Here is a 13,069-nt window from a genome sequence, read left to right as displayed (position 1 = left end):
CAGAGTCCGTTCGGGCTGAGTAGGCCCGCCAGGGCCGTATCGAAGCCAGCGCGCCAGCATCAGCGGCCTCGCCTGCCCTTCGATACGCTGCTGCGCAGCTACTCAGGGCGAACGGGGTCTGGAGTGCACAAACACAAATGCCGTTCCGTTAAGGCTAATTCTGAAGCACTCACCACAGAATCCGTTCGGGCTGAGTAGACCCGTCAGGGTCGTATCGAAGCCAGCGCGCCAGCATCAGCGGCCTTGCCTGCCCTTCGATACGCTGCTGCGCAGCTACTCAGGGCGAACGGAGTCTGGACTCCACAAACCTCCACAAACAAAAATGCCGTTCAGCGCTTAACTGAACGGCATTAGACGGCAAGCCGTCCCTTCTTCCCATCCGTTTTGCCATCCAGGCCTCAAACGCCTTCGGCGTCGTCCCCCAGATCCAGCTCTTCGGTTCCCAGCAATTTCTGCGCGCTCTCCGACGGCAAGGCTTCGACCGACTTGAGCTTGCGCGTCATCTGGCGCGTGCGGGTTTCGGCCTGGTCGATGTTCCTGGCCGCGCGTTCCAGCGCAAGTTTGGTCGAGGCCAGCACATCGCCGAACTTGCCGAACTCGGTCTTGACCGCCCCCAGCACCTGCCACACTTCCGACGAGCGCTTCTCCAGCGCCAGCGTGCGGAAGCCCATCTGCAGGCTGTTGAGCAACGCCAACAAGGTCGATGGCCCGGCGATGGTGACGCGGTGCGTGCGCTGCAGGTCATCCGACAGGCCCGGACGGCGCATCACTTCCGCATACAGGCCTTCGGTCGGCAGGAACAGGATGGCGAAGTCGGTGGTCAGCGGCGGCGACAGGTATTTCTCGGCGATGGTCTTGGCTTCGCCGCGCACGGCGCGCTCCAGCTCCTTGCCGGCGGTCGCCACGCCATCGGCATCGGCGCGCTCGGCCGCGTCCACCAGGCGCTCGTACTGCTCCTTCGGGAACTTGGCATCGATCGGCATCCATACCGGCGTCGCATCGTCCTTGGCGCCCGGCAGGCGGATGGCGAACTCCACCCGCTCCCCGCTGCCCGGCACGGTCTCGACGTTCTTGGCGTACTGGTCGGGGGTGAGCATCTGCTCCAGCAAAATCTCCAGCTGCACTTCGCCCCAGGTGCCGCGCGTCTTGACGTTGGTCAGCACGCGCTTCAGGTCGCCCACGCCGGTGGCCAGCTGCTGCATCTCGCCCAGGCCCTGGTGCACCTTGTCCAGGCGGTCGGACACCAGCTTGAACGACTCGCCCAGGCGCTGCTCCAGCGTGGCATGCAGTTTCTCGTCCACGGTCTTGCGCATCTCTTCCAGCTTTTGCGCGTTGTCGTTCTGCAGATCCTTGATCTTGGACTCCAGCGTGGCGCGCACCTCGGCCATGCGCTGGGAGTTGGATTCGGTCAGCGCAGACAATTGCTGGTTCAGGGTATCGCCGAAGCGCTTCAAGGACAGCGCCTGCTCCTCGCGGTTGACCTGTGCTTGCTGCGTCAGCGACTGGCGCATGCCGTCGAGCTGCTGGGCATTGGTTTCGTTGAGCTTGACCAGTTGCTGGGCGAAGCCGTCGATCTGGTTGTTCTGCAGCGTCGCCACGCTGGAGATCTGCGTGGCCAGCGTCTGCTGTAACTGGGCGAAATTGGCGCCCAGCTCCTGCCGCGTGCTTTGCGCGCTGGCCTGCACCTGGCTACGCAGTTCGCGTTCGATGCGCTCGCCGGTGTCTTGCTGATGGCGCTGCAAATCCTGCTTGAGCTGCTGCAAGGCGGCTTCGGCGCCGTTGTCGTCCTTGCGGCCGGAACGCAGCAGCACCAGGATTTGCAGCACGATGCCGACCGCCACCAGGCCGGCGAGTATCAGTTCAAAGGATGTCATGGAGCAAAAGAAATGGCGGCCCGCGCATCGCTGCCACAGGCCTTGGAAGAAAGATATGCCATGGTGCGCGATTGCGGCGCGCGGCGCAAGCGCAAGACGTTTTACTCCGCCTTGTTGCGCATCCAGTCGGCGGTCTGGTAAAAGGCCGCCAGCAGGCGCTTTTGCAATTCCTCCGGCAAGCCGACATCCTGCATCGCCCACGCCATGCAGCGCAGCCACTGGTCGCGCTCCGAGACGCCGATAGGAAAGGGCAAATGGCGCGCGCGCAGGCGCGGATGGCCGAACTGCTCGATATACAGGTTGGGGCCGCCGGTCCAGCCGGACAGGAACATATAGGTCTTTTCGCGCGAGCCGTCCAACGAAGGCGGATGCAGCGCGCGGATACCGGCGAACTCCGGCTCCAGGTCCATCAGGTCGTAGAAACGGTCGACCATCTCGCGCAGTTTCCCTGCGCCGCCGATCAGGTCGAAAGTGGTCGGCTGATTGGGATCTTCGATTTGCATAAGACCGCCATGATACCGCAGCGCGCCCGCCACCGCTGCCCATATAGCCCTCTCAAAGCGGCGTGGCGGCGGCTTTCCGGCGCTATCTTGACCTGGATCGGGTCACGCCTCCCTCAGCGTCTGCAGCGGCGGGCGGCCCAGTACATGGCGCAGCCCGGCCCAGCCGCCGATGGCCGAACACCCGGCGCCGATGGCCATGCCGGCGATCCATACCAGCGGGCTGAACGTCCAGTCGAAATTGAAGACGTAATGCGCCAGCGCCCAACCGATGGCGGCCGCGCCGCTGGCCGCCAGCAAACCCGCCACCGAACCCACCAGCAACACCTCGATGCGTTGCGCCCGGGAAAGCTCGGCCCGCGTCGCGCCCAGCGCCCGCAGCAAGCCCGCCTCGCGCACCCGCTCGTCCTGCGAGCCGGCCAGCGCCGCGTACAGCACCAGCACACCGGAGCACAGCGTGAACAGGAACAGGAATTCGACCGCCGAAATCACCTGCCCCACCACCTCCTGGATCTGGCGCAGCACGTTGCCGATATCGACCACGGTCAGGTTCGGGAAATCGCGCGTGAGCGTATTGCCCAGCGCTTCCTGCGACGGCGCCAGATGGAAGGCGGTGATCCAGCTTTGCGGCGCATCGCGCATCGCTTGCGGGTTGATGATCACAAAGAAGTTCACCCGCAGCGAGCCCCATTCCAGCTTGCGCAGGCTGGTCACCGGCGCTTCCACCAGCTGGCCGGCGATATCGAACTGCAGCCGGTCCCCCAGCTGGATCCCCAAGGTCTGCGCCAGGCCGCGCTCGACCGAGGCTTCCGGCTTGCTGTCGTCGTACCAGTTGCCGGCCACGATGCTGTTGCCGGGCGGGATGTCCTTCATGGTCGAGAGGTTGAATTCGCGGTCGACCAGGCGCTTGGCGCGGTCTTCCTTGTAATCGGCCGCGCTGATCTGGCGGCCGTTGATCTGCACCAGGCGGCCGCGGATCATCGGATACAGCTGCGGCTGGGCGACTCCGCCCTGCTCCAGTGCGCCGGTCACCGCCGCGCGCTGGTCGGGCTGGATGTTGATCACGAAACGGTTGGGCGCATCCGGCGGCGTCGCTTGTTGCCAGGCGCCGACCAGGTCGCCGCGAATCACCGTCAACAGCAGCAAGGCCATCAAACCCAGTCCCAGCGCCACCACCTGCATCACGGCCGCCGCCGGGCGGCGCTGCAAGCCGTCGATGGCGAAGCGCCAGCTCTGGCTGTCGAACCAGCCGCGCAACCCACGCAAGGCGCGCAGGCACAGCCACGCCACCAGCGCAAACAGGCCGAAACCGCCGAGGAAACCGGCCACCGTCAACAAGCCCAGCTTGAGGTCGCCGGCCTGCCACAGCAGCAACCCGGAAAACACCAGCGTGCCCAGCACATAGGTCAGCACCGTCAGCGTCTGCGGCGTGCCCTGCTCGCGCCGGATCACGCGGTTGTGCGGCACGTTGCGCAGTTGCAGGATGGGCGGCAGCGCAAAGCCCACCAGCAACAGCAAGCCGGTGGCCATGCCCTGCAGCGCCGGCTGCCAGCCGGCCGGCGGCAATGCGGTCGGCATGAAGCGGCCCAGCCATTGCAACAGCGCCAGATGCGCCGCATAGCCAAGCGCCACGCCAATGGCGCTGGCGGCCAGGCCGACCAGCACGAACTCGATCAGGTACAGCGCCGTGACTTCGTTCTGCGTCATGCCGAAACAGCGCAGCATGGCGCAGGCATCCAGATGGCGCATCATGAAACGGCGCGCCGCCATGGCCACCGCCAGCGCTGCCAGCATGGCCGACAACAATCCCACCAGCGACAGGAACTGCTCGGCGCGATCCAGCGTGGCGCGCATTTCAGGGCGGCCGTTCTCCAGCGATTCGATGCGCACGGCGCGCATCTTCTGCGCCTCGATCTGCCGCTCCACTTCCTGCTGGAAGGCCTTGACCGGCTCCGGCGCGCCCGCCAGCAGCAAGCGGTAGGTCACGCGCGACCCCACCTGCACCAGGTTGGTGGCTGCCAGGTCGCTGTCGGCCAGCATCACGCGCGGCGCGAAATTGACAAACGCGCTGCCGCGGTCGGGTTCCACCGAAATGATGCCGGCGATGCGGAAATCCTTGTCGCCCAGCCTCAGCATGCCGCCCTCGCGCACATCCAGCGCGGACAATATCTGCGGATCGACCCAGACGGTGCCGGCCTGTGGAATGCCGGCGGCAACCCGGTCGGCGCCGTCCGCGCCGTGCAGCTTCAACTGCCCGCGCAACGGATAACCCGGCGTGACCGCCTTGATCGACGACAGTACCGAGCGCGCCTGCTCGCCGTTCCCGGCTTGCGCCATGCTGGGGAACACGACCGTCTGGGCCTGCGCCAGGCCACGCTCTTGCGCCTGCTGCAGCCATTGCGCCGGCATCGGCTGGTCGGCCGCGACCAGCAGGTCGGCGCCCAGCAACTGATGGGCGTCGCGCGTCATGCCCGCGCGCATGCGGTCGACAAAGAAGCCGACGGAAGACAGCGCCGCCACCGCGACGATCAATGCGATCAGCAGGAAGCGCAACTCGCCGGTGCGCCAGTCGCGCCGGGTCATGCGCAATGCTTGTTCAAACATGCCGTGGTCAATTCCAAGTCGAAGTAAGGTCGATGAGACCCAAAACAATAAGGAAGCGGCCTGCCGCCACAAGGCCGGCAGGCCGCCGCTCCTTGGCTTGCGTCGTTCAGGCTGCCAGCGACGACATGTCGATCACGAAGCGGTACTTCACATCGCTCTTGAGCATGCGCTCGTAAGCCTGGTTGATGTCCTGGATCTTGATGATCTCGATGTCGGAGTGAATACCGTGCTCGGCGCAGAAATCCAGCATTTCCTGGGTTTCCTGGATGCCGCCGATGAGCGAACCGGCCAGGTGGCGGCGCTTGAAGATGAAGTTGGCCACCGAGGGCGACGGGTGCGGATGCTCCGGCAGGCCGACCAGCGTCATTGTGCCTTCGCGCTTCAACAGCACCATGAAGGCATCCAGATTGTGCGGCGCGGCCACGGTATTGAGGATGAAGTCGAAGCTGTTGGCATGCGCGGCCATCTGCGCCGCGTCCTTGGACACCACCACTTCATCGGCGCCCAGGCGCAGCGCGTCTTCCCGCTTGTCCGGCGAAGTGGTGAACAGCACCACGCGCGCGCCCATCGCATGCGCCAGCTTGACGCCCATATGCCCCAGGCCGCCCAGGCCGACGATGCCGACCTTCTGGCCGGGGCCGACCTTCCAGTGGCGCAGCGGCGACCAGGTGGTGATGCCCGCGCACAAGAGCGGCGCGGCGCCGGCCGGGTCCAGCTTGTCGGAAACCGACAGCACGAACTTCTCGTTGACCACGATGTTGTTGGAGTAGCCGCCGTAGGTATAGCCGCCGCTGACCTTGTCCGGCGCGCTGTAGGTGCCGGTGAAGCCGTTCTCGCAATATTGCTCCAGGCCTTCGCCGCAGCTTGCGCAAGTCTGGCAGGAATCCACCATACAGCCGACGCCGGCGATCTGGCCGACCTTGAACCTGGTGACATGCGCGCCGACCTTGGCGACGCGGCCGACGATCTCGTGGCCCGGCACTACCGGGAAGGCAGTCCCCTTCCATTCGTCGCGCGCCATGTGCAGGTCGGAATGGCAAACGCCGCAGAACAGGATGTCGATCTGCACGTCGTGCGCCCCGACCTCGCGCCGCTCGAAGCTGAACGGCGCCAATGGGGAAGTTGCATTGTGTGCAGCGTAACCTTGCGATTTCAGCATGGGAAAGTCCTTTCGGAAACAGGAGGGAGGAAAATAGCCGTCCGCCGCAACCAGCGAAAACGGACAGGCCTGGCGTTCTGGTTTTCAGCGGCAAAACCGAAACGGCATTGCGCCGCCAGCCTGGGCCAAGAACAGGCCGTTGAACAGGCCGTTGAAAACCTCGCTATGGTAATACGATGCCGCCGATCTTGCTGGCGGCGGGACAAGCGTGCGGCAATCAGCGCAGCCACAAGGCCGCCAGCCCCACGGCCAGCAATACGCAACCAGCCATCAGCGCCCGCGTGCGCCGCCGTACCGCATCGAGGGTGGCGACCAGTTGGGCGTTCTGTTCGGCCAGCGTGTTGATCAGCCGGCTCGCCTCCAGTTGTTCAGCTTCCAGTTGTTCGATGCGCGCGGCCAGTTGCGCGGTGTCGCCTGGCGCCAGCGGCGTGCCGTCGTGCGCGTCGGATTCCGACTTGGCGCGGCGCGTGCGCGACCAGAGATCGCGGGCGCCGCGCACAATCCCGGGCGTGGCTTGCACCACGTCTCCCCAGGGAATCAGTTTGAGGGCGGACATCCAGCTCAGTCCCATTGGCGGCACTCCTTTCAGCAATCAGAAACGGCTTGTTGCAATTGGCCGAGAACCTCGGCCCGGCCTGCTCTTCTAAGAACCAGTTTGCGCAGCGCACAGAAGAGCGCGGACAACAACTCACTAACACAAGCTAAGACAAGCAAAACCCGATTTTATCCCGTTGGACGCACATGCCCCCAACCGATGCCGTTCATTTCCTGCATGAACATGCCGGCCGTCCCCTGTGCGCCAGCCTTTCCGGAGAAATATTCATGACACCATCCATCCGCTTCGCCCTGCTGCTGGCCCTGCTGCCCTTGTGCGGCGCCAGCGCCGGCGCTTACGCACTGGATTGCAACAAGGCCGCCACCCAGGCCGACATGAACGGCTGTGCCGGCCAGGATCTCAGCCAGGCCGACGCCGAACTCAATGCAACCTATCTCGCCTACCGCGCCAAACTGCGCCCGGCGCAGCAAAACCAGATCCGCGATGTGCAGTTGGCCTGGCTCAAGTATCGAGACCTTTCCTGCCGGTTCGAAAGTTCAAACGCGGCGGGCGGTTCCGCCGGCGGCATGGTGCTGCAGAATTGCCTGGCCGACAAGACACGCCAGCGCACCAGGGAACTCCAGGCCTTGTCCGGCTGCCCGGAAGGCGATCTTGCCTGCGTGCGTTGAGCGATACTGCCGCTAGGCAGGCGCAAGCTTTCATGCTGTAATGCCTTCGTCTGCGGACCGCTGGTCCATGCGGGCATCCCAAGGGCCGTTACCATTGGATCCATGAGCGCAAGCAGCCAGCCTCTCAGGTTCCGACGGGAACAGGCCCGAATCCACACTGTTCAGGGAGATTCCAATGAAAAAAATGCTGATCGCTATTACCTCTTTCGCACTGGCCACCCCGCTGCTGCTGGCTACCCCCGCCATGGCGGAGAATGCGCAACAAAGCAAGATGGCTGCCTGTAACAAGGACGCCACCGGCAAGAAAGGCGACGAACGCAAGGCCTTCATGAAGGATTGCCTGTCCAGCAAGCCCGCCCAACCCATGACGCAGCAAGACAAGATGAAGCAGTGCAATGCCGATGCCGCCGGCAAGAAGGGCGACGAGCGCAAGGCATTCATGTCTTCCTGCCTGAAAAAAGGCAAGTAAGCCCCCGCCGACTGCCGTCGGCAATGCTGCAAACGACAAGCCCCGGCATGCGGGGGCTTGTCGTTTAGGCCGCCACAAAATGCCGCTGTCCGCGTTGCAACTCCTTGCCTGCGGCGTTTGCAAGCGACGCTTAGGACGGCATGCGCTCAGTGCGCCGTACGCTTGAAGAAAAACAGGCCGGCGCCGACCAGCATCAGCACTCCGCCGAAAAAGCGGTTCTGCGCCTTCATCGCCTTGGGGTTGCGGAAAAAGCGTTGCAAGCGGCTGGCGGCAAACGCATAGCCGTGCATCACCACCAGGTCCACCGCCACCATGGTCACCGCCAGCACCAGCAGTTGCAGCCACAGCGGACGGTCGTGGTCGATGAATTGCGGCAGCACCGCCACCATGAAGACGATGCCCTTGGGGTTGGTGGCATTGGTCAGGAAACCGGTCATGCAACGCTGCCACCAGGCCTGGCCACGCACGGCCACCGCACTGGCATTGGCCGCATCCAGCGCTTCACCCTCCGGCTTTTCCGCCGCCACCGGCGCGCGCCATTGCGAAAAGCCCAGATAGATCAGGTAGGCAGCGCCCAGCACCTTGATCGTATTGAAGGCGGCTTCGGATGCCACCAACAGCGAACCCACGCCGGCGCCGGCGATGACCAGGATCACCACCAGCGCGATCTCCAGCCCAAGGATGGTGGCGCTGGTGCGGCGCACGCCGTAGTTCAGGCCGTGACTCATCGACAATACCGCGCCCGATCCGGGCGAGACGGCGATCACGCAAGCGGCGACAAAGAATGCGAACCAGGTTTGATAGGCCATATGAGAAATTCCGATGAGGCGGTAAGGGAGTCCGTCATTATAAAGATTCCCCGAATTCCTGTTCGCCGCCGGCAAGCGGCGCTACGAAAACGCAGCGCGGCGGCGAAAAATACGCAGCAACGATTGCTTACACTTCCGCGATGAAATGAACACTTTCATGTCGTCTTCCGGATCGGCAGTTCGTTATTGGGAGTAAGGCGCCGCGATCATCACGGCAAACGCGAAATCAGACGCCGAGCGTAAAACCTCCACATTCAAAAGGAACTGCCATGAAAACCAAATCCGTCATCGTCGCCTCCCTGCTGACCGCCCTGGCCCTGCCGGTGTTCGCACAGACCGGCACCGCCGCCGCTCCGGCCGCTCCGGCCGCTCCGGCCGCTCCGGCCGCAGCGCCCGCAGCGCCCGCAGCCCCTGCGGCTGCCGCGACCGATGCCGCGCCCAAGGCAAAGACCTCGCACGCCAAGCACAAGGTTGCGAAGAAGGCTGGAAAGAAGGCCGAGAAGAAAGATGAAAAGAAGGCAGCCGCAGGCGCCGAAGCCAAGCCGGCAACCGACGCCGCCAAGGCCAAGTAATTTCGCAGCATCGCCGGAGCGCGGCGCAACGCACGGAAGACGCGCCGCGACGGCAACACCGCAGCACCTATCCATTATTGACGCATCACGGATGACATATCCGGATCTTGAAAGGACTACACCATGAAAACCAAAGCCATCATCGTCGCTTCCCTGCTGTCGGCCCTGACCCTGCCGGTATTCGCCCAGACCGGCGCGCCGGCCGCTGCGGCTGCAACCCCTGCCGCTGCCGCCCCGGCTGCCGCACCTGCGACCAAGGCTGAAACCGTCGCCAAGGCCAAGGCGCATCACGTGAAGAAGGCTGGCAAGAAGAGCGCCAAGAAGGCAACCGAAAAGGTTGGCGGCGCCACCGACGTCAAGCCGGCTGCCGACAGCGCCAAGAAGTAAGCGGTAACGCAAAGAGCATCACCGGAGCGCCGTCGCGCGCTCCATCCATGTCAGGGATGACTGGGGTGCCGCATCATCGCCGCAAGGCATGATGCGGCATTTTTTCGCCTGGGATTTTTCTCTTTGGCGCGCGCCGTTCAGTCGGCCTGCCAGCCGATGATGATGCGCTCGCCGCCGGCGGAGAAATGCGCGCAATCCATGCCGATGCCGGCGGCAAACACCAGTTCATCGCCGGCAAACAGCAACGGCAGGTAAGGCCGTTCCCAGGCCGGCACGTCGGCGCTCTGGAAGTGTTGCTTGAGGCTGCGCGCCGGACGGTTGGCGGCCAGCTTCACGCGCTCGCCGCCATCGCGGCCGCGCACCGCCAACGGCTGCCGCGCCAGCCATGCCGCATCGATGCCGGGGCGCGCATCGCCGGCCCCGATGCGTTCGAATCGCAGCCAGCCGTAGTAGGCATCGACGCGCAATTGCGCCTGTCCGCTCCATGCCAGGCGAATCACCTCGCCTTCGGCCGGCGGCGTACGGCGCGGCGCCAGGAATACGCGGTCGCGATAGCGATGCACCTCGCCGTCCGGATGCGACACGCACAGTTGCGCCTCCTCGCCCGCCTGCAGCAGTTGCGCGCGCATCTCCTGCATCCATGCCGCCGACGGCATGCGCATGCCGCGCAAGGCGAACCAGTGGCGCATCAGGTTGAAGAAGCGCTGCTGGCTCAACTGGCGCAGGGCCGGCAGCAGCAGGTGTTCGCCATGGCGGCATCGCGCCAGGTCCTGCGCCGCGACCTCGTGCAGCAACTCCTGCGCGCCCTGCGCGTGTCCGGCGGCACGCGCCAGGCGTTGCTGGAATCCCGGAAAGGCGCTGGCCAGTGCCGGCATCACGCCATGCCGCAAGGCGTTGCGCGCATAGCGCACATCGGCGTTGGATTCGTCCTCGATATGCGCGATCCTGTGCGCCGCGGCGTATTGTTCCAGTTGCGCGCGCGTCATGCCCAGCAACGGGCGGGCGATCAGGGTGACGTCGTCGCCCAGCAACGCCGCAGCGGCATTGCAGGCATCCATGCCCGACATGCCGGCCAGGCCGCTGCCGCGCAGCAGTTGCAGCAATACCGTTTCCGCCTGGTCGTCCAGATGGTGCGCCGTCAACAGGATGCCGGCGCCATGTTCGCGGCACATACGGCCCAGCGCGGCATAGCGCGCCACGCGTGCGGCCTCTTCCACGCCGCTGTCGGCAACGCCGGCCAGGCTGACGCGCTCGGCGAAAAACGGCACCCCAAGTTCATCGCAGCGCGTCTGGCAATGCTGCTGCCATTGGTCGGCATTCGGGCTCAATCCATGATGCACGTGCAGCGCCAGCAAGCGCAGGCCATGCGCGGCGCAGAACGCCGCGGCGGCGTCCAGCAGCACCGAGGAATCGAGGCCGCCGCTGTACGCCACGGCCAATGCCGCCGGACGCTCGCCGGCCGGCAGCGCCGCCAGCAACGCGCCTAGCGCCTGCTGCATGGCCTGCGCCGCTTTGGGCGCAGAACGCAAAGGGTCGGGTGGGTTGGCGAAATCGGACATGGCCTTGGAAATGGGAGGATCGGTAATCAAGCGGGGCGGCCGAAAAACCGTCCGCAGAAACGACAAACGCCAGCGACCGGGATCGCTGGCGCTCGGTAGCAGAGCCTGTGCAAGGCCTGGCCGGAATTATTCGGCCGAGTTCAGTTCCTTGAACTTGCCGTAGGCCATCAGCTTTTCGTGGCGGGCGGCCAGCAGTTCCTTGGTCTTCATCCCCTGGAACTGGCGCAGCGTATCCGACAACGCGCGCTTCAATAGCGAAGCCATCTGCTTGGGGTCGCGGTGGGCGCCGCCCAGCGGTTCGTTGACGATCTTGTCAATCAGGCCGATCGCCTTGAGGCGATGCGCGGTCAGGCCCAGCGCTTCGGCGGCGTCGGCGGCGCGGTCGGCGGTCTTCCACAGGATGGAAGCGCAGCCTTCCGGCGAGATCACCGAATAGGTCGCGTATTGCAGCATCAGCACCGAATCGCCCACGGCAATCGCCAGCGCGCCGCCGGAACCGCCTTCACCGATGATGGTGGCAATCAGCGGCACCTTCAGCTCGGCCATCACATACAGATTGTGGCCGATCGCTTCGGACTGGCCGCGCTCTTCGGCATCGATGCCGGGAAACGCGCCCGGGGTGTCGACGAAGGTAAAAATCGGCAAATTGAATTTTTCGGCGACCTTCATCAGGCGCATCGCCTTGCGATAGCCTTCCGGCTTGGGCATGCCGAAGTTGCGCATGGCGCGTTCCTTGGTGTCGCGCCCCTTCTGGTGGCCGATCACCATGCAAGCCTGGCCATTGAAACGGGCCAGGCCGCCGACGATGGACTGGTCGTCCGCGAAGGTGCGGTCGCCATGCAGTTCGTGGAAGTCGGTGAAGATTTCGCGCACGTAGTCCATGGTGTACGGACGTTGCGGGTGGCGCGCGATCTGGGAAACCTGCCAGGGCGTGAGCTTGGCGTAGATGTCCTTGGTCAGTTGCTGGCTCTTCTTGACCAGGCGCTCGATCTCTTCGGAGATGTCGACGGCCGAGTCGTCTTGCACAAAACGCAACTCTTCGATCTTGGCATCCAGCTCGGCGATGGCCTGCTCGAAGCCCAGAAAAGTCGTTGTCGATTTACTCATTGTGTTCCTTTGTTCAACAAGTCCGATGGTATGCCGCGATGCCCGCGCCATGCGGGGTACGGCTTCGTCATCGGTTTGCCTTCAATCTTGCGAGGAGCGGAGTATACACCAGCGGCCACTCCTGCCCTCGCGGCCTTGTATCGTTCAGTAGTCCGACGGCAGCGGATCGAGGCTGCGCCAGAGGTACCATGTGGCAACGGTGCGCCACGGTTCCCAGTTCGCGGCGACTTCCCTGGCATCGCTGCGCGAGACCGGCTCGCCCGAGAAATAACTGATGCTGATGCCCTTGAGCAAGCCGAAGTCGTCCAGCGGCAGCACGTTGGGGCGCAGCAGATTAAATATCAAAAACATCTCCGCTGTCCAGCGGCCGATCCCGCGGATCTGGATCATTTCGGCAATGACGGCCTCGTCCTCCATCTCGATCCATTTGTCGGGATGGACGGTCTTGGCCTTGAAATGGTTGGCCAGGTCGAGGATGTATTCGGCCTTGCGCTTGGACAAGCCGCAGGCAGCCAGGCCGTCCAGGCCGGTACGAATCACCTGGGCCGGCGTACATTTGGGGCAGGCTTCCAAAAAGCGTTGCCACACGGCATTAGCCGCCTTGGTCGAGATCTGCTGGCCGATCACCGAACGCGCCAGCGTGGTGAAGGCGTCGCCGCGCACCGTCAGTTGCAGATCGCCGAACTGGGGAATGATCTTGCGCATGATGCGGTCGCGCTTCATCAGCTCGGCCTTGGCTTCTTCCCAATAGCCGGGGACGATCAGCGTCGGATCGACCGGGCTTGTTTTTCTGATGGTATTCAAA

General features: G+C 64.4%; 13 protein-coding genes. 4 read left to right on the top strand and 9 right to left on the bottom strand.

Annotated features, from left to right (window positions below):
• Nucleotides 1–398 precede the first annotated feature (398 nt).
• The 5 genes from rmuC to FB598_RS20420 form a co-directional block, all read right to left on the bottom strand.
• Entirely contained in the window at nucleotides 399–1,874 is a 1,476-nt protein-coding gene (gene rmuC / locus FB598_RS20440) for a DNA recombination protein RmuC (RefSeq protein WP_183405737.1), read from the bottom strand.
• 101 nt (nucleotides 1,875–1,975) lie between these two features.
• Nucleotides 1,976–2,377 carry a group II truncated hemoglobin gene (locus FB598_RS20435; RefSeq protein WP_141911252.1) on the bottom strand — a complete coding sequence of 134 codons (402 nt, stop codon included), beginning with the start codon at nucleotides 2,375–2,377 and terminating at the stop codon, nucleotides 1,976–1,978.
• 102 nt (nucleotides 2,378–2,479) lie between these two features.
• Nucleotides 2,480–4,978, bottom strand: a complete 2,499-nt coding sequence (locus tag FB598_RS20430; RefSeq protein WP_141911250.1) for an ABC transporter permease — start codon at nucleotides 4,976–4,978, stop codon at nucleotides 2,480–2,482.
• 106 nt (nucleotides 4,979–5,084) lie between these two features.
• Nucleotides 5,085–6,137 carry an NAD(P)-dependent alcohol dehydrogenase gene (locus FB598_RS20425; RefSeq protein WP_141911248.1) on the bottom strand — a complete coding sequence of 351 codons (1,053 nt, stop codon included), beginning with the start codon at nucleotides 6,135–6,137 and terminating at the stop codon, nucleotides 5,085–5,087.
• A 217-nt stretch (nucleotides 6,138–6,354) separates the two neighbouring features.
• Entirely contained in the window at nucleotides 6,355–6,708 is a 354-nt protein-coding gene (locus FB598_RS20420) for a hypothetical protein (RefSeq protein ID WP_141911246.1), read from the bottom strand.
• Between the two features lie 251 nt (nucleotides 6,709–6,959).
• Between FB598_RS20420 and FB598_RS20415 the strand changes: the two genes are divergently transcribed.
• Together FB598_RS20415 and FB598_RS20410 are read left to right on the top strand one after the other, a co-directional pair.
• A complete protein-coding gene (locus FB598_RS20415) occupies nucleotides 6,960–7,361 on the top strand; it encodes a lysozyme inhibitor LprI family protein (protein ID WP_141911244.1) in 402 nt (133 codons plus the stop codon).
• A 175-nt stretch (nucleotides 7,362–7,536) separates the two neighbouring features.
• A complete protein-coding gene (locus FB598_RS20410) occupies nucleotides 7,537–7,830 on the top strand; it encodes a PsiF family protein (protein WP_141911242.1) in 294 nt (97 codons plus the stop codon).
• Between the two features lie 146 nt (nucleotides 7,831–7,976).
• Here FB598_RS20410 and FB598_RS20405 read toward each other — a convergent pair whose 3' ends face one another.
• Nucleotides 7,977–8,639 carry a LysE family transporter gene (locus FB598_RS20405; protein ID WP_141911240.1) on the bottom strand — a complete coding sequence of 221 codons (663 nt, stop codon included), beginning with the start codon at nucleotides 8,637–8,639 and terminating at the stop codon, nucleotides 7,977–7,979.
• Nucleotides 8,640–8,908: 269 nt separating this feature from the next.
• Here FB598_RS20405 and FB598_RS20830 point away from each other — a divergent pair, with 269 nt between their 5' ends.
• Nucleotides 8,909–9,211 (top strand): hypothetical protein, encoded by a 303-nt coding sequence (locus tag FB598_RS20830; protein ID WP_183405738.1) that lies wholly within the window; start codon nucleotides 8,909–8,911, stop codon nucleotides 9,209–9,211.
• A gap of 123 nt (nucleotides 9,212–9,334) precedes the next feature.
• Complete coding sequence (locus FB598_RS20395; protein ID WP_141911238.1) at nucleotides 9,335–9,598, top strand: hypothetical protein; 264 nt, start codon at nucleotides 9,335–9,337, stop codon at nucleotides 9,596–9,598.
• Nucleotides 9,599–9,735: 137 nt separating this feature from the next.
• Here FB598_RS20395 and tilS read toward each other — a convergent pair whose 3' ends face one another.
• The 3 genes from tilS to FB598_RS20380 form a co-directional block, all read right to left on the bottom strand.
• Nucleotides 9,736–11,097 carry a tRNA lysidine(34) synthetase TilS gene (tilS, locus tag FB598_RS20390; RefSeq protein WP_183405739.1) on the bottom strand — a complete coding sequence of 454 codons (1,362 nt, stop codon included), beginning with the start codon at nucleotides 11,095–11,097 and terminating at the stop codon, nucleotides 9,736–9,738.
• 186 nt (nucleotides 11,098–11,283) lie between these two features.
• Entirely contained in the window at nucleotides 11,284–12,264 is a 981-nt protein-coding gene (locus FB598_RS20385) for an acetyl-CoA carboxylase carboxyltransferase subunit alpha (RefSeq protein WP_141911236.1), read from the bottom strand.
• Nucleotides 12,265–12,408: 144 nt separating this feature from the next.
• The gene (locus FB598_RS20380) at nucleotides 12,409–13,068 is read right to left on the bottom strand and encodes a DNA-3-methyladenine glycosylase (protein WP_141911234.1); all 660 of its coding nucleotides are present in this window, start codon (nucleotides 13,066–13,068) and stop codon (nucleotides 12,409–12,411) included.
• Between the last annotated feature and the right edge of the window lies 1 nt (nucleotide 13,069).

This window comes from Herbaspirillum sp. SJZ106, from assembly GCF_006715495.1.
Taxonomy (GTDB): Bacteria; Pseudomonadota; Gammaproteobacteria; order Burkholderiales; family Burkholderiaceae_D; genus Herbaspirillum.
Note: the sequence above shows the minus strand (reverse complement) of the source record. Positions and strands in the feature narration are given on the sequence as shown.

What these genes read in the sequence shown, in the direction of transcription:
- FB598_RS20405 (WP_141911240.1), bottom strand. Translation starts at nt 8,639, where the DNA reads ATGGCCTATCAAACCTGGTTCGCATTCTTTGTCGCCGCTTGCGTGATC.
- rmuC (WP_183405737.1), bottom strand. Translation starts at nt 1,874, where the DNA reads ATGACATCCTTTGAACTGATACTCGCCGGCCTGGTGGCGGTCGGCATC.
- FB598_RS20385 (WP_141911236.1), bottom strand. Translation starts at nt 12,264, where the DNA reads ATGAGTAAATCGACAACGACTTTTCTGGGCTTCGAGCAGGCCATCGCC.
- FB598_RS20395 (WP_141911238.1), top strand. Translation starts at nt 9,335, where the DNA reads ATGAAAACCAAAGCCATCATCGTCGCTTCCCTGCTGTCGGCCCTGACC.
- FB598_RS20420 (WP_141911246.1), bottom strand. Translation starts at nt 6,708, where the DNA reads ATGGGACTGAGCTGGATGTCCGCCCTCAAACTGATTCCCTGGGGAGAC.
- FB598_RS20425 (WP_141911248.1), bottom strand. Translation starts at nt 6,137, where the DNA reads ATGCTGAAATCGCAAGGTTACGCTGCACACAATGCAACTTCCCCATTG.
- FB598_RS20430 (WP_141911250.1), bottom strand. Translation starts at nt 4,978, where the DNA reads ATGTTTGAACAAGCATTGCGCATGACCCGGCGCGACTGGCGCACCGGC.
- FB598_RS20410 (WP_141911242.1), top strand. Translation starts at nt 7,537, where the DNA reads ATGAAAAAAATGCTGATCGCTATTACCTCTTTCGCACTGGCCACCCCG.
- tilS (WP_183405739.1), bottom strand. Translation starts at nt 11,097, where the DNA reads ATGCAGCAGGCGCTAGGCGCGTTGCTGGCGGCGCTGCCGGCCGGCGAG.
- FB598_RS20435 (WP_141911252.1), bottom strand. Translation starts at nt 2,377, where the DNA reads ATGCAAATCGAAGATCCCAATCAGCCGACCACTTTCGACCTGATCGGC.
- FB598_RS20830 (WP_183405738.1), top strand. Translation starts at nt 8,909, where the DNA reads ATGAAAACCAAATCCGTCATCGTCGCCTCCCTGCTGACCGCCCTGGCC.
- FB598_RS20415 (WP_141911244.1), top strand. Translation starts at nt 6,960, where the DNA reads ATGACACCATCCATCCGCTTCGCCCTGCTGCTGGCCCTGCTGCCCTTG.